The following is a 20,003-nucleotide window of genomic DNA, read 5'->3' on the forward strand; positions in this document are numbered from 1 at the left end:
CGATGCGCTGCCGGCTTATGTGTGGTGGCTGTGCCAGTGGCGCGAAGCGGACGTCATGGAACGCGGATTGGACCCCGGCAGGCCCCGCCCTGTCAAGCCTTCCGCTTCCAGCGGACGCCCTGGGGCGTGTCTTCGAGGACGACCCCCTTCGCGAGGAGCTCGTCCCGGATGGCGTCGGCGGTCTTGAAGTCCCGAGCCTTCTTGGCGGCCTTCCGGGCCTCGATGCGGTCCAGGATCCAGGGCTCGTCGGAAGAGGAAGAAGAGGATTCGGAGGAAGATTTCTTTGAAGGTGAAGAGGGCAGGCCGGCAGCGGCCGTGCCCGGCATGACGCCGAAGATGTCTCCTGCGATCTCCCGCAGGAGACCCCGCGCTGCGGAGGCGTCGGCGGGCGAGAGTCGCCCGGCCTCGAGGTCGACGTTCGTCGCCTTGACGAAGGAGAAGAGCGCCCCAAGGGCACCGGCGGTATTCAGATCGTCTTCGAGGGAATCGAACACGGCCCGGCGCGCCGCCTCGACTCGCAGCGCGAATCCGCCGCCCCCCGCTGTATTCACCTTCAAAGAAATCTTCTCTTCTGTCTTCTCTTCGGTCTTCTCTCTTTCCGAGAGCCGCAAATCCAGAGAATCCAGCCGCTCCAGGGCCGACGCCGCGCCTTTCAGCGCGTCGAACGTGAAGTTCAGCTTCATGCGGTACGGCACGGACTGGAAGAGGTAGCGGATCGCGCGGGGCGTGTAGCCCTTCTCCACGAGCGCGGGCAGCGTGAAGAAGTTGCCCTTGCTCTTCGCCATCTTCTCGCCGTCCACGATGAGGTGCTCGGCGTGGAGCCAGTACTTCACGAACGGCTTTCCCGTCGCGCCCTCGCTCTGGGCGATCTCGTTCTCGTGGTGCGGGAAGACGTTGTCGACGGCACCCGTGTGGATGTCGAGCGTCTCCCCGAGGTACTTCATCGACATCGCGCTGCACTCGAGGTGCCAGCCGGGCCGGCCGCGGCCGAGCTCGGTCGTCCACGTCGCGGACTCGGGCTCGCCTTCCTTGGCGGCCTTCCAGACGGCGAAGTCGCGGACGTCTTCCTTCTCGTACTCGTCGTCCGCGACGCGGGCGCCGCGTTTGACGGCCGTCAGGTCGATCTTGGAGAGTTTCCCGTAATCCGGAAACGTCGCGATGCGGAACCAGATCGACCCTTCGCTCTCGTACGTGTGCCCGCGCGCGGCGAGCTTCTTCACGATCTCGACCATCTCGGGGATGTGGTCCGTCGCGCGCGGGTAAACCGCGGCCGGGACGACTCCGAGCGCGTTCAGGTCCTCGAAGAACGTCGCGACGTGCCGCTCCGTGAACTCCCGAAGCGGCACTCCGGCAGCGACGGCGCCGCGGATCGTCTTGTCGTCGATGTCCGTGAGGTTCATGACCTGCGTGACCTCGTAACCGAGGGCCCTGAGGACGCGGCACATCACGTCCTCCCACACGAACGTCCGGAGGTTGCCGATGTGGACGCGGTCGTAGACGGTCGGGCCGCAGGTGTAGAGGCCCACCTTGCCGGGCACGAGGGGCCGGAACTCTTCCAGCGAGCGGGTCAGCGTGTTGTGAAGGCGAAGCGCCACGGCGCCGGATTGTCGGCCATCCGGGCCTTCGCCGCCAGCGGCCTGGCTCGAACCCCGTGCTATAAAGCCGGAACGCGCATGTTTCGCACAGCTGCGGCCCCGCCGCTGATCCTCCTCGTCGACGACGACCCGTACCAGGCCGAGGTCGCCTCCTACATTGCGTACGAGCTCGGCTGCGACTTCGAGAGCGCCCTCTCCGGCACCGAGGCGCTCCAGAAGGTCGACGCGCGTCGGCCCGACGTCGTCCTGCTCGACGTGCGGATGCCCGACCTTTCGGGATACGAGGTCTGCCGCCGGATCAAGACTGCCGCCGCGACCGCCGGGACCCAGGTCATCTTCGTGACCGCCCGGACGGAAGAGGAAGACCTCCTCCAGGGCTTCGAGGCTCTCGCGAACGACTACGTCACGAAGCCGTTTTCGGCGCGAGAGCTGAAGGCCCGCGTGAAGAACGCCCTGCGCGTCAAGCAGCTCGTCGACACGCTCACGGCCCGGGCGCACCTGCTCGAACTGGAGCAGGAGATCGCCTCGCGGCTCGACGACGAGGGGATCTCGGTCGCCGATCTGCGCGGCCGCCTCCTCGTTCCGGCGCTCGACCGGATCGCCTCGGTTTTCGGGGCGGACGGCGCGACCCTCCACGTCCGGCGCCCGGGCGTTGCCGAGCTGCACGCGGCCGCCTCGACGACGTGGCCTGGCGGCGCGCCCCCGGCGTACGTCGCCGCGCTCGCCCTCGACGCGGATCCCCGGTTCGGGCGCGCGCCCCGGCTCGCGGGAGCGCCCGAGGACGAATGGACGGTGGCCGCGGCCCCGCTTTTCGCGGGCAGCGACCTCATCGGAACGCTACGCGTCCACCGCCGCGGCCCCGCGCCGGCGCCCGGCGCCTCGCACGAGCTGGAGCACCTGCTCGACTTCGCGGGGCACTTCGGGCGCGCGCTCAGGCGCGTTCAGGTCCTCGACGAGATGCGGGCGAAGGCCGGGGCCTGACCTACCAGGAACCCTGCTTCTGGCGCTTCAGGACCTTCCTCAGGACGAGACCCTTCTTCAGGGACGAGAGCCGGTCCACGAAGAGGCGCTGGTCGAGATGGTCGATCTCGTGGCAGAACGCACGCGCGAGAAGGTCGCGGCCGTCCAGCGCGCGCTTCACGCCCCGCTCGTCGAGGGCCTCGATCGTGACCTTCTCCGGCCGCTCGACCGTCTCGACGAAGTCCGGCAGCGACAGGCAGCCCTCCTCGTCCCGGATCGACCCCTGCATGTCCACGACGACCGGGTTGACGAGGACGAGGACCTGGGACGGGTCCTTGCCCACGGAGAGGTCCACGATCGCGATCCGGAGGTTCACGCCGATCTGCGGGGCCGCGAGGCCCAGGCCGGGCGCCGCCCAGCAGGTCTGCTTGAGGTCCTCGATCAGCTGCGGCAGGGACGGGTCTTCGAAGTTCGTGATGGGCTCGTTCCGGGCCACGAGCCTCGGGTCCCCGTACTTGACGATGTCGCGGATGGCCAACCGGCTCTCCCTTCCCGAAGCCCGGAATCCCCTTTTGGGGAGCGGTCCCGGCCACCGAGAGTGCCGGTGGCCCCCGGCCCCGGTCAAGCGTCCCCGCCGGGGGACGAGAATGAGGACGTGGCGCTGGTACGCGGGTCGCATGGGACGGGACGGAGACGCTACATGAGGCCGCCCGCGCTCCGACCCGCCATCCCGTTCCTCCTACTCGCCGGCGCACTTCTCGCCCCGGGGCAGGTCCGGGCGGAGCGCGAGGGTTACACGTACCTGTCCTTCGTCGGCCCCGAGGTGTCCCTCGTGTCCCCGGCGGACGAGGACGCGGCGGCACGCATCAACATGCCCGTCCTGCCTGGAGACGTCCTCGTCACCGGCAGCGGCTCGCGGGTCGAGGCGGTGCTCTCGGACGGCAACGTCGTGCGCCTGGACGGGCGCTCGGAGCTCCGGTTCGAGCGGCTCAACCGCACGTACGAGTCGGATGACGACCGCACGATCCTCGTGCTCGCCCGCGGCAGCGTGGCGGTCGAGGTGCGCGAGGTCGCGCCGGACCGGGCCCTGCGCCTCGACACCGACGACGCCACGATCGTCTCGCCGGCCCGCTCGTTCTTCCGGGTCGACGCGGGCCGCCGCGGGACCGAGGTCTACGTCCTCACCGGCCGGGTGGAGTTGAACGGCCGCGGAGGCCGGGTCCTCGTGCGCGCGGGCGAATACGCCTACGTCAGCGCCGACACGGACGTCGAGGTCGAGGCCGCCGCCGTTCCGCGCGACCGCTTCACGCGTTTCCTCGAGGAACGGTACGACCGCGCCGACCGCCGCGACGTAAAACGCTACGTGGGCTCCGAGTACAGCTACGACTTCGACGCCGCGGACTTCGAGGCGAACGGCACGTGGGTGTACGTTCCGTCCGCCGGCACGACCTGCTGGCGACCGAACGTCCCGCCCGACTGGACGCCCTACTCCCTTGGAACGTGGCGCCGGACGCCCGCCGGGCTGACGTGGGTTTCCTACGAGTCCTGGGGCTGGCTGCCCTACCACTATGGAATGTGGGCGTGGGACCCGGAGCTGGGCTGGTACTGGATTCCGGGCAACCTGTATGCCCCGGCCTGGGTGTACTGGTCCTACGCCGACGACTGGACGGGCTGGTGCCCCGTCGGCTGGTACGGCGGCTATTACGACTCGTATTACCGCTCGACGCGGCCGACCTACGGAAACGAGAGCGGAGGGCCGTGGATTCCGAATCTGCGCGGCAAGGTCGAGGTCACGCAGATCGACCGCCGCGGCTGGAACTTCGCTCCGACGTCGCGCATCGGCTCGCGCCTCGACGCCCGCGACGTCACGCGCGGCGATCGCGTGGCCTTCCCCCGCGGGCAAACCGTCGTCGTGACGACCGCGCCGCTGCGCGTCGAACGCGGCGCCAGCCCGGCGATCTCGGTTCCCGAGGCGATCCGCCGGGCGTCGCTCTCCCCCGAGTCCGCGCGCGGCCTCGTGAACGAGGGGTTCACGTCCATCCTCCGCCGCGACCGCGTCCTCGATGCCGCGGGCCGGGAGGAGCTCCGCCGTTCCCTCCGGACGAGCCGGGAATTCGGCGCGCGGGCGGCGCCGGACGTGCCTCGCTCGCGCGAGCGTGCGGATTCCTGGCGAAGCGCGACCGCCCCCGTCCCGCCGCGGGGCGACGGTCCACCCGCGCGCGCCCGGACCGCCCGGAGCGACGAGGGCTGGCGCGCGGCGACGACGGCGCTTCCCGTCCCCGTCGAGCGCCGCGGCGGCGAGAGCCGCGAGCGGGCAGGCGATTCGGGCTGGCGCGCTCCGGCGCCGCGTGTCATCGAGCGGTCGGGCGAACGCCCCGTTACCCGGGGAAACGACGCGCCCGCCCGCCGCGACTCGGCGCCGTCCGGCCGGGAGGCTCCCGCGCGGAGCGAACCAGCCCATTCCGCCCCGGCGCCCGCACACTCCGCGCCGGCCTACTCGGCTCCGGCGCCCGCGCCTGTTTCCGCGCCCGCGCCCGCGCCTGCCCCGGCGCCCGCGCAGGCTCCCGCGGCGGCCGCCCGCGAGCGGTAGCCGGGCTCCTTCTCCCCGACGCCTCTACAATCCCCGCCGTGGGCGTCACGGTCGTGGGCTCGAGGTTCCTGAGAGCCCTCTTCATCCTCTACGTGCTCGAGGCCGGGGCGTTCCTGAGCCTCGCGCCGTGGAGCCGCCTCTGGTCCCTGCGCGTCGTGGCGCGCTCGCCCGCCGCCGTCCGCGGCCTCCTCGCTTCCCCGTACTTCCGGAGCTTCCTCGTCGGCGTCGGCCTCCTGCACCTCTGGGCCGCCGTCTCGGAGATCGAGGCCTGGCGCCGGGAGGCGCGGCCAGAGACCGGAGAGGCGTCGTGACGGATCGCGTCTCGGTGGAAGACGCTCTTCCCCAGGGGGCCGGCGTCGTGGGTCTCGGGATCGACGTCTGCGAGATCCCGCGCGTCGCGGCCGCGATCCGCCGCCACGGGGCACGGTTCGCCGAGCGGCTGTTCCGGCCCGGCGAGGTCCGCCGGCCGCCGACGTCCCCCGCCTACGCCGAGCACGTGGCCGGGCTCTTCGCCGCCAAGGAGGCCGCGATGAAGGCGCTCGGGACCGGGATGCGCGGCGTGGCGTTCCGGGAGCTCGCGATCGTGCGTGCGCCGGGGGGGCCGCCGCGCCTCGCGCTCTTCGGGCGCGCGGCCGCGCACGCCACGCGGCTCGGAGTCACGGGCGCCCACATCACGATCACGCACGGCAAGGAGATCGCGGCGGCCGTCGTTCTCCTCACGGGCAGGCCCCTCTAGAATGGCGCCCGCATGACGGGACTTCCAAACGCGCTCGCGGGCCGAAGGGTGCTCGTCGTCGACGACGAGCCGTACATCCAGAAGATCCTGTCGTTCAAGCTGCGGCTCACCGGGCTCGATCCTGTCGAGGCGTCGAGCGGCGAAGAGGCCCTGCGGCTCGTCCGCGAGGCCGAACCCCACCTCGTCCTCCTCGACGTGTCGCTGACGCCGGGGCTCACGGGCTTCGACGTCTGCCGCATCCTCAAGGAGAACCCGGCGACGGCAGGCATCCCGATCATCATGCTCACGGCGCGCACACTGCCCGCCGAGCGCGACCTCGGCTTGCGCCTCGGCGCGGCGAGCTACGTGACGAAGCCCTTCTCGACGAAGGTCCTCGTCCAGGAGATCGAGAAGGCATTGAGTTAAGAGAAGAGAAGAGAAGAGAAGATTTCTTAGAAGGTGAATAGGGCGCGCCGCACCGTCCGCCCATAGATGAAAAAGCCCCGGTTTCCCGGGGCCCTCTTAACCATTCAAAGAAAATCCGAATCCAAAATCCCTGGTCTTCCTAGCTGCCGACCTTCCGGTGGCCGCCGGCGTGGCCGCCGCCGCCCTTCGGGCCGCCGCCGCCCTTCGGGCCCTTGATCTTCGCGGCCTTGGGCTTCTCCACGGGCTTGGCCTTCTTCTCGGCCTCGCCCTCGCCGCCCTCGGTTCCTTCGGCCTTCTTCTCGCCCTCTCCGCCCTTGCCGGAGACGAGCTTCTTGGCCCTCTCGAGGAGGGAGGCCTTCTTCTCGTCGGCCGCCTTCGCCGCGACCTTCTTCTCGGCCACGCGCTGCGCGAAATCGAAGTCGATGAACTCGAGGATCGCCATCTCGGCGCCGTCGCCCTGGCGACGGCCGAGCTTGAGAATCCGCGTGTAGCCGCCGGCGCGCTCCTTGAAGCGCGGGGCGATCTCCTCGAAGAGCTTCTTGACCGTCACGGCCTCGGGGATCGTCTTGAGCGCCAGACGGCGCGCGTGGAGCCCGCCCCGCTTGCCGAGGGTGACCATTTTCTCGATGAGCGGCCGCAGGTCTTTCGCCTTCGGCAGCGTCGTCTGGATGCGTTCGTGCGTGATGAGGGACGAGAGCTGGTTCCGGAACAACGCCTTGCGGTGCGCCGTCGTCCGGCCGAGCTTGCGGCCCGCGCGATTGTGCTGCATCGAATCCTCAGCGTCCCGCGCCGCTCGGGGCTTCGAGCTTCATGCCGAAGGCAAGCCCCTTCTCGCGCAGGATGTCCTTGATCTCGTTCAGGCTCTTGCGCCCGAAGTTCTTCGTTTCGAGCATGTCCTTCTCGGTCTTCTGGACGAGCTCGCGGAGCGTGCGGATGCCGGCGTTCTTCAGGCAGTTCGCGCTGCGCACGGACAGCTCGAGCTCCTCGACGTTCGTGTCGAGCAGGGCGTCGAGCTCGCTCTGCGGCATCTCGGCGCCGGCGGCCACGGCCGCGTCGTCGGTCTCGACGTTCACGAAGATCGCGAGGTGGTCGCGGATGAGGACCGCGGCCACGCCGACGGCGTCGCGCGGGGTGATCGTGCCATTCGTCCAGACCTCGATGACGAGCTTGTCGTAGTCCGTCGCCTGGCCGACGCGGGCCGCCTCGACGTGGTAGTTCACGCGGCGGACCGGAGAGTGGGCCGAGTCCAGCGGGATCGTCCCGATGGGCGCTTCGGGGTCGAAGTTGCGGTCGGCCGGAACGTAGCCGCGGCCCTTCGTCACGGTGGCCTCGAGGCGCAGGCGGCCGCCGTCGGCGAGCGTCGCGATCGGCGCTTCCGCATTCAGGATCTCGAGCTGCGCGTCGTCCTCGAAGGCGTCCGCGGTCACGAGGCCCTTGCTCTTGATGTCCAGGTTGAGCGAGCGCGGGCCGTCCTCGTGGAGGCGGATCGCGAGGCTCTTGAGGTTCAGGATGATGTCGGTCACGTCCTCGACGACGCCCGGCACGGCGGTGAACTCGTGCTCGACGCCCTCGATCTTGACCGCGGTGATCGCGGCGCCCTCGATCGACGAGAGGAGAACGCGCCGGAGCGCGTTGCCCACGGTCGTTCCCCACCCGCGCTCGAGCGGCTGGGCGGTGAACCGGCCGTAATTGCCCTTCTCTTCTTCGACCTCGAGACGGTTGGGACGCTGAAAGCCCTTCCACAGCATGGTGTCTTCTCCTGGCCCTGCGACTTATCCGCTGAGCGGCGCGCGAGAGCTCCTGTTGGCGGCGTTACTTGGAGTACAGCTCGACGATCAGCTTTTCGCTGATCGGGATCGAGACGTCCTCGCGCTTCGGCAGCGCGACGACCTTCCCCTGGAACTGCGCGGCGTCGAGCTCGAGCCATGCGGGGATCCCGCGGCCCTTCGCGGTCTCGACCGCGGAGGCGATGAGCGGGTTCGTGCGGCTCTTGTCCTTGATGGACACGACCGCGCCCTGCGGCACCGTCATGCTCGGGACGTTGACCTTGCGGCCGTTCACGCGCACGTGGCCGTGACGGACGAGCTGGCGGGCCTGCGGGCGCGAGCCCGAGAAGCCGAGCCGGTGGACGACGTTGTCGAGCCGGCGCTCGAGCAGCGAGAGCAGGTTCTCGCCCGTGACGCCCCGCATGCGCTCGGCCTGCTGGAACGTGAGGCGGAACTGGCCCTCGAGGACTCCGTAGAAGCGCTTGACCTTCTGCTTCTCGCGGAGCTGGATGCCGTACCCGAGGATCTTGGAGCGGCGCTTGCCGTGCTGACCCGGCGGGAAGTTACGGCGCTCGACGGCGCACTTGTTGGTGAAACAGCGGTCCCCCTTGAGGAACAGCTTCATTCCTTCGCGCCGGCAGAGCCGGCAAACCGATTCACGATAACGAGCCACGGAAAATCAGGCCTCCGTCGATTCCGTCATTTGTCGTCTGTCCTTCTTCCCGGCCCGGAATCGAAAGCGCGGTTTACGGACGTTCGGCTCTTAGACCCGCCGGCGCTTGCGCGGGCGGCAGCCGTTGTGGGGGATCGGGGTCGTGTCCTTGATGGACCGGATGTCGATGCCCGCGGCGGCAAGGGCGCGGATCGCGCTCTCGCGGCCGGCGCCGGGCCCGGTCACCTTGACGTCCAGGGAGCGCACGCCGTGCTCCTGCGCGATCTGGGCCGCGTTGCCCGCGGCGAGCTGCGCTGCGAACGGCGTGCCCTTGCGCGAGCCCTTGAATCCGATGCGCCCCGCCGACGACCAGGCCAGGACGTTCCCCTGCTGGTCGGTGATCGAGACGATCGTGTTGTTGAAGGACGCCTGCACGGTCGCGAGAGCGTGCGGGATGTTCTTCTTGTCCTTCTTGGGGCCCTTCTTCTTGCCCTTGGCGGCAGAAGCCTTGGCGGCAGCGGTGGATTCAGTGGGTGTTGCCATTCATCTACCTACTTTTTCGTAGCCTTCTTCTTACCGGCCACGGCGCCCTTCCGGGGGCCCTTCCGCGTGCGGGCGTTCGTGTGAGTGCGCTGGCCGCGGGTCGGGAGGTTGCGGCGGTGGCGCAGGCCGCGATAGCAGCCGATCTCCATCAGGCGCTTGATGTTCTGCGTCGTGTCCTTGCGGAGGTCTCCCTCCACCGTGACGGAGTCCTGGATCGTCTTGCGAATCCTCGACACCTCGTCCTCGGACAGATCCTTGACCCGGGTGTTGCGGTCCACCTTGGCGGTCACGAGGATCTTGTTCGAGACCGGGCGCCCGATCCCGAAGATGTAGGTCAGGCCGATTTCGACGCGCTTGTTCGGGGGAAGGTCGACACCTGCGATACGTGCCATTCGTGGTTCCTCTTCAGCCCTGACGCTGCTTGTGCTTGACGTTCTCGCAGATGACCCTCACGACGCCGGCGCGACGGATCACCTTGCACTTGCTGCAGATTTTCTTGACGGACGTGCGAACTTTCATGATTTTCCTCGGCTCACTTGTACCGGTAGATGATGCGCCCGCGGGTCAGGTCGTACGGCGAGAGCTCGACGAGGACCTTGTCCCCCGGCAGGATGCGGATGAAGTGTTTCCGCATCTTCCCGGAGATGTGCGCGAGCACCTGATGCTTGTTTTCCAACTCGACCTTGAACATCGCGTTCGGTAACGGTTCGATGACCGTTGCGGTCACTTCGATGGCGTCTTCCTTCGACATGTTCCTCCGTCTACGCCTGGACCGCCACGGGCAGCGGGTACTCGTGGGCGCCGGGGGCTCCGGCGAGGATGGCTTCGGACGCGTAACGCCCGAAGCCGAGGACGACGGGGCCCCGGGCCGTCGCGACGACCGTGTGCTCGAAGTGGGCCGACGGCTGCCGGTCCTTCGTGCGCACGGTCCACCCGTCCGGGTCCGTCGTGACGGCTGCGCCGCCGAGGTTGAACATGGGCTCGATCGCGAGCGTCATCCCCTCGCGGATGACCTCGCGCTTGCCGGCAGGGCCGTAGTTCGGGACCTGCGGCTCCTCGTGGAGCGCCGTCCCGATGCCGTGCCCGACGAACTCGCGCACGACGCCGTACTTCTGCTGCTTCGCCACGGCCTCGACGGCCGCGCCGATGTCTCCGATGCGGCCGCCGACACGGACGGCCTCGATCCCGGCCAGGAGCGCCGCGTGGGTCGTCTCGACGAGGGTCTTGACCGCGTCGGAGACGGGCTCGACCGCGATCGAGCGCGCCGCGTCGGCGTAGTAGCCCTCGACGATCGCGCCGAGGTCGAGGCCGACGACGTCGCCGGCCTTCAGAGCGCGGGTCGGCGACGGTATCCCGTGCACGACCTCGTCGTTGATCGAGATGCAGATCGTCTTCGGATAGCCGCGGTACCCGGGGAACGCCGCCTTGCCGCCGCGCGAGGCGATGCCCTGCGCCGCGATCCGGTCGATTTCCTCGGTCGTGACCCCGGGACGGCACGCGGCCGCGCACTCGGCGAGCGCCTCGTGGACGATGCGCGCGGCCCGCTCCATCTTGAGGATCTCGGACTTGCCCTTGCAGGTGATCACGCCGCTCCCTGCCGGGATTTCCGGACGGCCGCGGCCACGTCGGCCGCGACGGTCTCGACGGCGCGGTCGCCGTCGATCGTGACGAGGAGGCCGGCCTTCCTGTAGAGGTCGGCGAGCGGAGCCGTCTTGTCGCGATAGACCTTCAGGCGCTCGGCGATCGTCTCCTTCGTGTCGTCGGCGCGGCCCTCGAGGACCGCCCGCTTCAGAAGCCGGTCGACGAGCGTCGCGTCCGCGACGTCGATGAAGAGGACGACGTCCACCCTGCCGCCCGCGTCCTTCAGGAGCGCGTCGAGCGACTGGGCCTGCGCAACCGTGCGGGGGTACCCGTCGAAGATCGCCCCGCCGGCGGCGTCCTTCTCGGCGAGCCGCTCCTTCAGCATCTTCGTGACGAGGTCGTCGGGAACGAGCGCCCCGGACTCCATGATCGGCTTTGCGATGGCGCCGAGCGCGGTCCCCTTGGCCACGTGGCTCCTCAGGAGGTCCCCCGTCGACACCTGGGGAACGCCCAGCGACGCCGCGAGACGCGACGCCTGGGTCCCCTTGCCCGATCCGGGAGGTCCGAAGAACACGATGGCGGACGGCATGACTCTCTCTCTTATCCCCTGCGGCCGCGGATGCGGCCCTTCTTGAGGAAGCCGTCGTAATTGCGCATGACGAGCTGCGATTCGATCTGCTGGACGGTGTCCATCGCGACGCCCACCACGATGAGAAGCGACGTGCCGCCGAAGAAGAACGAGACACCGAGGCCCTGCGTCACGAAGTTCGGCAGGTGCGCGTCGAGCCAGGGGCCGATGCCCGGAATGCTCTGGACGCGGAAGCCCATCGTGAGGAACTCGGGGATGAGCGCGACGACGACGAGATAGACCGCTCCGATGAGCGTGATGCGCGTCAGGACGGAGTCGATGTAGTCCGACGTGGCCTTGCCGGGACGGATGCCCGGGATGAAGCCGCCGTACTTGCGCATGTTCTCGGCGGTGTCGTTCGGATTGAAGATGATCGAGATGTAGAAGTAGCAGAAAAAGATGATCCCCGCCGCGTAGAAGAGGTTGTAGAGGGGCTGCCCGTTGGCCAGCTGCTCGGCGATCTTCTTCATGAAGTCGCTCTTGAACGCGGAGGCGATGTACTGCGGGAACTGGAGAATCGAGATGGCGAAGATGATCGGGATGACGCCGCCCGTGTTCACGCGGAGCGGGAGGTACGTGTTCTGCCCGCCGAAGACCTTGCGGCCGACGACGCGCTTGGCGTACTGGACCGGGATGCGCCGCTGTGCGCGTTCCACGAAGACGATGGCCGCCACGACCGCCGCCATGAAGACCACCAGGAAGAGCGCCGTGAAGACGCTCATCGAGCCCCGGCGGATCTGGTCGATCGAGTTCAGAACGGCCGTCGGGAGGTTCGCGACGATGCCGGCGAAGATGATGAGCGAGATGCCGTTGCCGACGCCGCGCTCCGTGATCTGCTCGCCGAGCCACATGACGAACGCCGTGCCCGTGGTGAGCGTCAGGATCGCCATCAGGATGAAGCCGAGCTTGCCGGCCTCCGACCCGGGGTCGCGCACCGCGAGGTAGCGACCGCTGGGCGTCGTCTGGCTCCACAGCCACAGCGAGATGCCCGCGCCCTGGACGACCGAGAGGACGACCGTGCCGTAGCGCGTGTACTGGGTGATCTTCCGGCGGCCCATCTCCCCTTCCTTCGAGAGCTTCTCGAGGTAGGGCCAAACGACCGTCAGGAGCTGCAGGATGATCGACGCCGTGATGTACGGCGCGATGCCCATCGCGAACACGGAGAGCCGGCGCAGCGCGCCGCCCGAGAACACGTCGAGGAAGCCGAGGATGCCTCCCGAGCTCGCCTTGAAGAACTCCTCCAGCGCCGTCGGGTCGAGACCCGGCGTCGGGATGTGCGAACCGATCCGGTAGATCGCGAGGAGGCCGAACGTAAAGAGGACGCGCTTCCTCAGGTCCGGGATCGCGAAGATGTTGCGGAACGACTCGAAGATCTTCATTACGACGCGAGGACCTCGCAGCGTCCGCCGGCGGCCTCGATCTTCTTCTTGGCTCCGTCGGTGAACTTGTGAGCCGTCACGACGAGGCTCTTCTTGATCTCGCCCGTGCCGAGCACCTTGATGCCGCCCCGGCGCTTGACCGCTCCCGACTTGCGGAGCAGCTCGACCGTGACGTTCTCACCGGCCGCGAAGAGGCGCTCGAGCGATTCGACGCTCACCGTCGCCCATTCCTTGCGGAAGATGTTCGTGAAGCCGCGCTTCGGCATGCGGCGGTGGAGCGGCATCTGGCCACCTTCGTGGCCGCGGAGATGCGAGTAGCCCGCGCGGGAGTTCTGGCCCTTGTGGCCCTTACCCGACGTCTTGCCGAGGCCCGAGCCCGGGCCGCGGCCCACGCGCTTCTTGCTCGTGGTCGCGCCCTTGCGGGGTCCGAGGTTGTGCAGTCCGTGAGACATGGCGTTCCTTTACGCTCCCTCGACGATTTCGACGAGGTGGCGGACCTTGTGAATCTGGCCGCGGAGGGCCGGGGTGTCCGGACGGACGACTTCCTGCCGGATGCGGCGGAGGCCGAGGCCGAACAGGGTCTGCTTCTGGTCGACGGGCGCGCAGATGCCCGACTTCACCTGGCGGATCCGGAGAGTCGCCGCCTTCGCGGCTTTCTCTTTCTTCTTCTTCTCTTCAGCCATTAGACCTTCTCCGTGGCTTCCGTGGCCGGGGCCGCCGTGGCGGGCTCGGCCTGCTTCGCCTCGCCGTTGCCGATGCCGCGGGCCTTCGCGATCGTCTCCTCGAGCTGGAGGTGCAGGAGCGCGTCGAACGTGGCCTTCACGACGTTGTGGGGGTTCGTCGTCCCGAGCGACTTCGTGAGGATGTTCTGGACTCCGGCGGACTCGAGCACCGCGCGGACCGCTCCGCCCGCGATGACACCCGTGCCGTCGGAGGCCGGCTTGAGCATGACGCGGCCCGCGCCGTAGTGGCCGACGATCGGATGCGGGATCGTCTTGCCCTTGAGCGGGACCTTGATCATCTTCTTCTTGGCCATCTCGATCCCCTTCTTGATGGCCATGGGGACTTCCTTCGCCTTGCCGGCGCCGTAGCCGACGCGGCCGTGTCCGTCGCCGACGACGACGAGCGCCGAGAAGGAGAAGTTCTTGCCGCCCTTGACGACTTTCGTCACGCGGTTGATGTGCACGACGTGGTCGATGAGGTCGGCGCCCGCGCGGCCCTCACCGAGAGCGCCGGCCGGACGGGGCGGAGGGCCGCCGGGGCCGGAGCGGCCGCCGGGGCGGTTTCCACGCGGGGGACGGTTGACGGGGGCGTTGCTGCTCAAAACTTCAACCCCTTCTCGCGAGCGGCTTCCGCGAGCGCTTTCACGTTGCCGTGGTAGAGGTGGCCGCCACGGTCGAAGACGACCGCGGAAATGCCCTTCGCCTGGGCGCGCTCGGCAATGAGCGTACCCACCTTGACGGCGGCGTTCTTGTTGGCGGCGCTCTTGGCCTTGCCGCGGACGCCCTCCTCGCGGGAGGTCGCGTGCGCGAGCGTCTTGCCGGCGGCGTCGTCGATGATCTGGACGGAGATCCAGCGGAGGGTCTTGCTGACGGCGAGGCGAGGCCGTTCGGCCGTCCCCTTCACCTTCGTGCGAATGCGCGCGTGGATGCGCGTCCGCGCCTCGACCCGGCCTTTGGCCTTCTGCATGGTCAGTTCCTCACTTGCCCGTGGCCTTGCCGGCCTTCTTCTTGAGGACCTCGCCGACGAAGCGGAAGCCCTTGAGCTTGTACGGGTCCGGCGGACGGATCCCGCGGATCTCGGTCGCCGTCTGGCCGACCTTCTGCTTGTCGATGCCCGTCACGACGATGTGCGTGACGTCCTTGGCCTTCGCGTCCGGCGCGACGTTCACCGTGACGCCCTCGGGCATCGGGAACGTCACCTGGTGCGAGAAGCCGACGCTGAAGACGACGTTCTTCCCCTTGACCTCGGCCTTGAAGCCGATGCCCACGAGGTCGACCTCGCGCTTGAAGCCCTCGGTCACGCCGAGGACCGCATTCTGGACGAGAGCACGGTTCAGGCCATGGAGAGCCTTGTCCCGCTTCTCCTCGCCGCTGCGCACGAGGACGAGAGTCCCGTCCTTCTTCTCGACGACGATCCCCGCGAGGATCGGCGCCGTCATGGAGCCCTTCGGCCCCTTCACGGTCACGGCCGAGGGGCCGACCTGGATGTCGACGCCCTTGGGCACGGTCACCGGCTTTTTTCCGACTCGCGACATGGCTTCCTCACCACACCGTGCAGACGACCTCGCCGCCGACGCCGCGCTTTTTCGCGTCGTTGCCGGAGAGGAGGCCCTGCGAAGTGGACACGATGGCGACTCCGAGTCCGCCGAGGACCTCGGGGAGCTCGTCCTTGCCCTTGTAGAGACGGCGGCCCGGCTTGCTGGACCGCGAGAGGCCGTGGATGACCGGGTTTCCCGTGTCGTCGTACTTGAGGTACAGACGAAGGAGGCTCCCGCCACGGTCGTCCATGACCTTGAAGTTCTTGATGTAACCCTCGTCCTTGAGGATGCGGGCGAGCTCCACCTTGAAGCGCGACGACGGAACGTCGGCCTTCTCGTGGCGCGCGGAAATCGCGTTCCTCAGGCGGGTCAGGAGGTCGGAGACGGGATCAGTGACGTTCATCTCGCCTTCCTCCTACCACGACGCCTTCGTCACGCCCGGGATGTAACCGGCGAGCGCGAGATTGCGGAAACAGATGCGGCACATGCCGAACTTGCGGAGAAAAGCCCGCGGACGTCCGCAGCGCGCGCAACGGTTGCGCTTGCGGATCGCGTACTTCAGCTTCGAGTTCGCCTTGATGATCGCGGCGCGACGAGCCATTTCGGTCGCTCCTTGGCCTATCGCCCGAACGGCATGCCGAGTTCCCGAAGGAGAACCCGGGCCCGGTCGTCCGAGCCTGCCGTTGTGACGATGGTGACGTTGAGTCCCTTGGATTTGTCGATCTTGGTGGGGTCGATTTCGGGAAAGATCACATGGTCCTTCACGCCGAGGGTGTAGTTCCCGCGGCCGTCGAAGGCGCGCGTCGGCACGCCGCGAAAGTCGCGGACGCGCGGCAGCGCCACGTTCATGAGCCGGTCGAGAAACTCGTACATCCGCTCCCCGCGCAGCGTGACGCGGCAGCCGATCGGCATGCCGGCGCGCAGCTTGAAGGTCGCGATGGACTTCTTCGCCTTCGTCACGACGGCGCGCTGGCCGGCGATCTTCGTGAGCTCCTCGGCGGCGGCGTCGACGAGCTTGGCGTTCGTGATCGCCTCGCCGATGCCCATGTTGAGGACGACCTTCTCCACCTTCGGGACCGCCATCGGGTTCTCGATGCCGAATTCCTTCTTGAGGACGGGGACGACCTCTTTCTTGTACTTCTCGGAAAGTCGCGCGGTCATGGCTTACTCCCCCGCCGCCCGGAGCGTGCCGATCGTGGCGCCGCTCTTCTTGGCGTAGCGGACCCACTCGGCGCCCTCCTTGCGGATGCCGACGCGCGTCGGCTTGCCGCCCTCGGGGTCGACGAGCATGAGGTTCGAGATGGCGATCGGAGCCTCGCGCTCGAGGATGCCGCCCTTGATGTTCTTCTGGGGGTTCGCCCGCGTCGCGCGCTTGATCTTGTTCACGCCCTCGACGATGGCCCGGCCCTTGTCCGGGATGACCCGCAGGACCTTGCCCTGCGCGCCCCGGTCCTTGCCGGTGAGGACGACGACGGTGTCGTCCTTGCGGATGCGGCGCTTGCCGCCGTACGTCGGCTGTTTCTTCTTCATGGTCAGATGACTTCCGGAGCCAGCGAGATGATCTTCATGAACTTCTTCTCGCGGAGCTCGCGCGCGACCGGCCCGAACACGCGGGTGCCGATCGGCTCTTTTTCGTTGTTGACGAGGACGGCCGCATTCGTGTCGAACTTGATGTAGCTGCCGTCGCGGCGGCGGTGCTCGCGCACCGTGCGGACGATGACGGCCCTGACGACCTTCCCCTTCTTGACCGCGTCGGGCGCGTCCGGGTTCGACTCCCTCACGGAGCAGGTGATGACGTCCCCGATGCGGCCGTAATCGCCGGTCGAGCCGCCCTGGACCTTGATGCAGGCCAGGCGACGCGCGCCGGAGTTGTCGGCGACCTCGAGGATCGTTCCCATCTGGATCACGACGCCCTCCCTTCCGCGGGCGCGTCGGTCCGCTTGACGGACTTCTTCGGCGCGCTGCCCGGGACCTCGGCCGTGTCGGCGACCTCGCCGTGGCCCTTCGTGACGATCGCGATGACGCGCCAGCGCTTCCTCGCGGACAGCGGGCGGGTCTCCTCGATCTGGACCGTGTCGCCCGGCTGGGACTTCAGCACACGGTCGTCCGCGAGGAAGCGCTCGGAGCGCTTCATGTAGCGGCCGTACCGCTCGTGCTTGACGAGGCGGGACACCTCGACGACGACGGTCTTCTCCATCTTGTTCGAGACGACGGTTCCGGTCTTGCGCGAGCGCCGGGCGGGCGCGGCGTTGGCCGGAGAGCCGGGGGTCGGGGTGGTGCTCATACTCTGTTCTTCCTGCTACTTCTTCTTGCTCTTCTTGGCGGGAGCGGACTTGCTCTTCGCCGGAGCCGCCTTCTTGGCGGAGGCGCCGGAGGAGGAAGAAGAAGATTTCTTAGAAGGTGAATGGGCCTTCGCGGGAGTGGCCGTCTTCTTCTTGCTGGCCGCCGCGCGCTTCTTCGCGCCCTTGCCCGACGCGGCGGCGTGAGCCTTGGGCTTCGCCGTGGCCGCGCTCTTCCCGCTCGAAGAAGTCTTCGTTCCCGTCTCTTCGGCTCCCTCGGTGTGCGCCGGCGCGACTTCGTGCGCCGCCGCCGCCGCCACTTCCGCCGAGCCCATGTGGAGCGCGGTCTTGAGGCGGGCGATGTCCTTGCGGAGCTGCTTGATTTTCATCGGGTTCTCGAGCTGGCCCGTCGCCTTCTGGAGGCGGAGCGTGAAGAGAGACTGCGTCCACTCCTTCACCTTCGCGGCCTTCTCGTCGGGGGACCAGTCGAGCATCGCCTGGATCTTCATGCTCACCTCACCGCCGCGAGGAACGTGCGCGAGACGAAGCGGGTCGCGATCCCGATCTTGTCCGCCGCGAGCTTGAACGCCTCGCGCGCGGTCTTCTCGTCCACGCCTTCCATCTCGAACAGGATCCGGGCAGGCTTGACGACGCACACCCAGCCTTCGGGCGCGCCCTTGCCCTTGCCCATGCGGGTTTCGAGCGGCTTCTTCGTGATCGGCTTGTCGGGGAACACGCGGATCCACAGCTTCCCGCCGCGCTTGACGTGGCGCTGGACCGCGACGCGGCCCGCCTCGATCTGGCGCGCGGTGAGCCAGCCCGGCTCGAGCGCCTGCAGCCCGTACTCCCCGAAGGAGAGCTCGGACCCGCGGAGCGCCGTGCCGCGCATGCGGCCGCGCTGCTGTTTGCGGTACTTGACCTTGGACGGCATCAACATCGGCGTTCTTCCTTACGCAACCTTCCGGCGGCTCTTCGCGCGGTGCAGGTCGCCCTTGTAGATCCAGCACTTGACGCCGATCTTTCCGTACGTCGTCCGCGCCTCGGCGAACCCGTAGTCGATGTCGGCCTTGAGGGTGTGGAGCGGGAGGCGGCCCTCCTGGTACCACTCGGAGCGCGCGATCTCGGCGCCGTTGAGGCGCCCGCCGCACCGGATCTTGATTCCCTGCGCGCCGAAGCGGAAGGCGGACTCCATGCCCTTCTTCATCGCGCGGCGGAACGCGACGCGGCGCTCGAGCTGCATCGCGATGGACTCGGCCACGAGCTGCGCGTCCGTCTCGGGGCGCTGGATCTCGATGATGTTCACGTGGATGTCCTTGCCGAGCCGCTGCTGCAGCCGGTCGCGGAGCTGATCCACGGACGCGCCCTTCTTCCCGATGATGACGCCGGGACGGGCGGTCATGATGTTGATCTTGAGCTTGTTTCCGCGCTCGATCTCCACCTCGGACACCGCGGCGTTCGCGAGGTCGCGCTTGAGCTCCTCGCGGAGCTTGATGTCGTCGTGGAGGAACTTGAGGTAGTCCTTCTCGGCGTACCAGCGCGAGTGCCAGGTCCGGTTGTAGCCGATGCGGAAACCGTAGGGGTGGACTTTCTGACCCATCGTGTGCTCCCGTTACCCGGCCGATTCCGGCTTCGTCGGCTTCTTCGACTTCTTCTCGTTCCTCGGGTTCTTGTCCGAGGCGTGACTCACTTCGGCGGCTTCGACCCGCTCGGCCCTCTTCTCGTCGGACGCAACCTTCTTGTGCGCGCGCTCGACGGCGCGATCCTCTTTGCCGGGGCGATGCGCGGCTGCGGCGACGGCGGCCGCGACGCGGCCCTGGCGCTTCTTGACGAGCGGCTTCGCCGCCTCGGCCTTGAGGCCCGCGGCCTTGCGCGCGACGGCCTCGTCGGAGAGGACGACCGTGACGTGGCAGAACGGGCGCGGGACCAGCCACATGCGGCCCTGCGGGCCGGACATGAAGCGCGGGCGCGCGAACCGCTTCTTGTAGTTCGAGATCCTGCGGATCATCGCGTTGCGCTGCAGCGGCTTGCGGCCGGCCTCGTCGACGTGGATCTTCGAGACGACGAGCGCATCCGCGTCGACGCCCGACTCGTTCTGCTGGGCGTTTGCCAGCGCGGACTCCACGAGCTTCAGGAGATCGGACGAGCAGCCCTTGCGCGTCGTGCGCAGGGTCGCGAGGGCCTTCCCGACGGGCTTCATGCGGATGAGGTCCGCCACGAGGCGGATCTTCTGCGCGGAGCCGCGGTAGTGGCGGAGACGGGCGACGGATTCCATCGGTCCCCTCCTCAGGCCTTCGCCGCCGGCGCGGCGGCCGGTGCACCAGGCGCGCCCGGAGCGCCCGGCGTGGCGCCCTTCTCGATCTTGCGACCCGAGTGGCCCTTGAACGTGCGCGTGGGCGAGAACTCGCCGAGCTTGTGCCCGACCATGTTCTCGGAGATGTAGACGGGGATGAACTTCTTGCCGTTGTGGACGGCCAGCGTGTGGCCGACCATGTCGGGCAGGATCGTCGAGCGGCGCGACCAGGTCTTCAGGACGCGCTTTTCGCCCGCTGCGTTCATCGAGGCGATCTTTTCGAGGAGCGGCGCGTCGACGAACGGCCCCTTTTTCGTGGAACGAGACATGTTTTCCCTC

At 68.3% G+C, this 20,003-nt stretch carries 31 protein-coding genes; 3 read left to right on the forward strand and 28 right to left on the reverse strand.

Features of this window, described 5'->3' with window-relative positions; genetic code table 11:
• Positions 1-92: 92 nt before the first annotated feature.
• The gene (locus tag IPL89_08690) at positions 93-1,595 is read right to left on the reverse strand and encodes a cysteine--tRNA ligase (GenBank protein ID MBK9063259.1); all 1,503 of its coding nucleotides are present in this window, start codon (positions 1,593-1,595) and stop codon (positions 93-95) included.
• 78 nt (positions 1,596-1,673) lie between these two features.
• On the opposite strand from IPL89_08690, the gene IPL89_08695 reads away from it, so the two are divergent.
• The gene (locus IPL89_08695; protein MBK9063260.1) at positions 1,674-2,576 is read left to right on the forward strand and encodes a response regulator; all 903 of its coding nucleotides are present in this window, start codon (positions 1,674-1,676) and stop codon (positions 2,574-2,576) included.
• Between the two features lies 1 nt (position 2,577).
• Here the strand turns inward: IPL89_08695 and def are convergent, their stop codons facing one another.
• Complete coding sequence (gene def, locus IPL89_08700) at positions 2,578-3,234, reverse strand: peptide deformylase (GenBank protein ID MBK9063261.1); 657 nt, start codon at positions 3,232-3,234, stop codon at positions 2,578-2,580.
• A gap of 1,384 nt (positions 3,235-4,618) precedes the next feature.
• Between def and acpS the strand changes: the two genes are divergently transcribed.
• On the forward strand, positions 4,619-5,881 hold the full coding sequence (gene acpS / locus IPL89_08705; protein MBK9063262.1) for a holo-ACP synthase: 1,263 nt from the start codon (positions 4,619-4,621) through the stop codon (positions 5,879-5,881).
• Between the two features lie 12 nt (positions 5,882-5,893).
• Positions 5,894-6,286 (forward strand): response regulator, encoded by a 393-nt coding sequence (locus IPL89_08710; protein MBK9063263.1) that lies wholly within the window; start codon positions 5,894-5,896, stop codon positions 6,284-6,286.
• Positions 6,287-6,425: 139 nt separating this feature from the next.
• Here the strand turns inward: IPL89_08710 and rplQ are convergent, their stop codons facing one another.
• The 26 genes from rplQ to rpsS form a co-directional block, all read right to left on the reverse strand.
• Positions 6,426-7,055, reverse strand: coding sequence for a 50S ribosomal protein L17 (gene rplQ, locus IPL89_08715; GenBank protein MBK9063264.1), 630 nt, complete (start codon positions 7,053-7,055; stop codon positions 6,426-6,428).
• A gap of 7 nt (positions 7,056-7,062) precedes the next feature.
• Positions 7,063-8,034 carry a DNA-directed RNA polymerase subunit alpha gene (locus IPL89_08720; protein MBK9063265.1) on the reverse strand — a complete coding sequence of 324 codons (972 nt, stop codon included), beginning with the start codon at positions 8,032-8,034 and terminating at the stop codon, positions 7,063-7,065.
• Between the two features lie 64 nt (positions 8,035-8,098).
• Positions 8,099-8,725, reverse strand: a complete 627-nt coding sequence (gene rpsD, locus IPL89_08725) for a 30S ribosomal protein S4 (protein ID MBK9063266.1) — start codon at positions 8,723-8,725, stop codon at positions 8,099-8,101.
• 90 nt (positions 8,726-8,815) lie between these two features.
• Positions 8,816-9,247 (reverse strand): 30S ribosomal protein S11, encoded by a 432-nt coding sequence (rpsK, locus tag IPL89_08730; GenBank protein MBK9063267.1) that lies wholly within the window; start codon positions 9,245-9,247, stop codon positions 8,816-8,818.
• 8 nt (positions 9,248-9,255) lie between these two features.
• On the reverse strand, positions 9,256-9,639 hold the full coding sequence (gene rpsM / locus IPL89_08735) for a 30S ribosomal protein S13 (GenBank protein MBK9063268.1): 384 nt from the start codon (positions 9,637-9,639) through the stop codon (positions 9,256-9,258).
• Between the two features lie 13 nt (positions 9,640-9,652).
• Positions 9,653-9,766 (reverse strand): 50S ribosomal protein L36, encoded by a 114-nt coding sequence (rpmJ, locus tag IPL89_08740; GenBank protein ID MBK9063269.1) that lies wholly within the window; start codon positions 9,764-9,766, stop codon positions 9,653-9,655.
• Between the two features lie 13 nt (positions 9,767-9,779).
• Positions 9,780-9,998 carry a translation initiation factor IF-1 gene (infA, locus tag IPL89_08745; protein MBK9063270.1) on the reverse strand — a complete coding sequence of 73 codons (219 nt, stop codon included), beginning with the start codon at positions 9,996-9,998 and terminating at the stop codon, positions 9,780-9,782.
• Positions 9,999-10,008: 10 nt separating this feature from the next.
• A complete protein-coding gene (gene map, locus IPL89_08750) occupies positions 10,009-10,833 on the reverse strand; it encodes a type I methionyl aminopeptidase (GenBank protein MBK9063271.1) in 825 nt (274 codons plus the stop codon).
• Positions 10,830-11,417, reverse strand: a complete 588-nt coding sequence (locus IPL89_08755) for an adenylate kinase (protein ID MBK9063272.1) — start codon at positions 11,415-11,417, stop codon at positions 10,830-10,832. Before IPL89_08755 ends, map begins: the two co-directional genes overlap by 4 nt.
• A gap of 11 nt (positions 11,418-11,428) precedes the next feature.
• The gene (gene secY, locus IPL89_08760) at positions 11,429-12,829 is read right to left on the reverse strand and encodes a preprotein translocase subunit SecY (GenBank protein ID MBK9063273.1); all 1,401 of its coding nucleotides are present in this window, start codon (positions 12,827-12,829) and stop codon (positions 11,429-11,431) included.
• A 5-nt stretch (positions 12,830-12,834) separates the two neighbouring features.
• Complete coding sequence (gene rplO / locus IPL89_08765) at positions 12,835-13,287, reverse strand: 50S ribosomal protein L15 (protein MBK9063274.1); 453 nt, start codon at positions 13,285-13,287, stop codon at positions 12,835-12,837.
• A 9-nt stretch (positions 13,288-13,296) separates the two neighbouring features.
• A complete protein-coding gene (rpmD, locus tag IPL89_08770; protein ID MBK9063275.1) occupies positions 13,297-13,518 on the reverse strand; it encodes a 50S ribosomal protein L30 in 222 nt (73 codons plus the stop codon).
• Positions 13,518-14,159 carry a 30S ribosomal protein S5 gene (gene rpsE, locus IPL89_08775; GenBank protein MBK9063276.1) on the reverse strand — a complete coding sequence of 214 codons (642 nt, stop codon included), beginning with the start codon at positions 14,157-14,159 and terminating at the stop codon, positions 13,518-13,520. Before rpsE ends, rpmD begins: the two co-directional genes overlap by 1 nt.
• On the reverse strand, positions 14,156-14,524 hold the full coding sequence (locus tag IPL89_08780) for a 50S ribosomal protein L18 (GenBank protein ID MBK9063277.1): 369 nt from the start codon (positions 14,522-14,524) through the stop codon (positions 14,156-14,158). The genes rpsE and IPL89_08780 overlap by 4 nt, the downstream gene beginning before the upstream one ends.
• A gap of 10 nt (positions 14,525-14,534) precedes the next feature.
• The gene (gene rplF, locus IPL89_08785) at positions 14,535-15,092 is read right to left on the reverse strand and encodes a 50S ribosomal protein L6 (GenBank protein ID MBK9063278.1); all 558 of its coding nucleotides are present in this window, start codon (positions 15,090-15,092) and stop codon (positions 14,535-14,537) included.
• 7 nt (positions 15,093-15,099) lie between these two features.
• Complete coding sequence (gene rpsH / locus IPL89_08790; protein MBK9063279.1) at positions 15,100-15,498, reverse strand: 30S ribosomal protein S8; 399 nt, start codon at positions 15,496-15,498, stop codon at positions 15,100-15,102.
• Positions 15,499-15,510: 12 nt separating this feature from the next.
• Positions 15,511-15,696, reverse strand: coding sequence for a type Z 30S ribosomal protein S14 (locus tag IPL89_08795; protein MBK9063280.1), 186 nt, complete (start codon positions 15,694-15,696; stop codon positions 15,511-15,513).
• A gap of 17 nt (positions 15,697-15,713) precedes the next feature.
• Complete coding sequence (rplE, locus tag IPL89_08800) at positions 15,714-16,256, reverse strand: 50S ribosomal protein L5 (GenBank protein MBK9063281.1); 543 nt, start codon at positions 16,254-16,256, stop codon at positions 15,714-15,716.
• 3 nt (positions 16,257-16,259) lie between these two features.
• Complete coding sequence (gene rplX / locus IPL89_08805; GenBank protein MBK9063282.1) at positions 16,260-16,625, reverse strand: 50S ribosomal protein L24; 366 nt, start codon at positions 16,623-16,625, stop codon at positions 16,260-16,262.
• Positions 16,626-16,627: 2 nt separating this feature from the next.
• The gene (rplN, locus tag IPL89_08810; GenBank protein ID MBK9063283.1) at positions 16,628-17,002 is read right to left on the reverse strand and encodes a 50S ribosomal protein L14; all 375 of its coding nucleotides are present in this window, start codon (positions 17,000-17,002) and stop codon (positions 16,628-16,630) included.
• A complete protein-coding gene (rpsQ, locus tag IPL89_08815; protein MBK9063284.1) occupies positions 16,999-17,379 on the reverse strand; it encodes a 30S ribosomal protein S17 in 381 nt (126 codons plus the stop codon). The genes rplN and rpsQ overlap by 4 nt, the downstream gene beginning before the upstream one ends.
• Positions 17,380-17,394: 15 nt before the next feature.
• Positions 17,395-17,883, reverse strand: a complete 489-nt coding sequence (gene rpmC / locus IPL89_08820) for a 50S ribosomal protein L29 (GenBank protein MBK9063285.1) — start codon at positions 17,881-17,883, stop codon at positions 17,395-17,397.
• A gap of 2 nt (positions 17,884-17,885) precedes the next feature.
• Positions 17,886-18,311 (reverse strand): 50S ribosomal protein L16, encoded by a 426-nt coding sequence (rplP, locus tag IPL89_08825; GenBank protein ID MBK9063286.1) that lies wholly within the window; start codon positions 18,309-18,311, stop codon positions 17,886-17,888.
• A gap of 12 nt (positions 18,312-18,323) precedes the next feature.
• On the reverse strand, positions 18,324-18,971 hold the full coding sequence (rpsC, locus tag IPL89_08830; protein ID MBK9063287.1) for a 30S ribosomal protein S3: 648 nt from the start codon (positions 18,969-18,971) through the stop codon (positions 18,324-18,326).
• Positions 18,972-18,983: 12 nt separating this feature from the next.
• On the reverse strand, positions 18,984-19,646 hold the full coding sequence (locus IPL89_08835) for a 50S ribosomal protein L22 (protein MBK9063288.1): 663 nt from the start codon (positions 19,644-19,646) through the stop codon (positions 18,984-18,986).
• A gap of 11 nt (positions 19,647-19,657) precedes the next feature.
• Entirely contained in the window at positions 19,658-19,993 is a 336-nt protein-coding gene (gene rpsS / locus IPL89_08840; protein MBK9063289.1) for a 30S ribosomal protein S19, read from the reverse strand.
• Between the last annotated feature and the right edge of the window lie 10 nt (positions 19,994-20,003).

This window comes from Acidobacteriota bacterium, assembly GCA_016716715.1.
Lineage (GTDB): Bacteria > Acidobacteriota > Thermoanaerobaculia > UBA5066 > UBA5066 > Fen-183.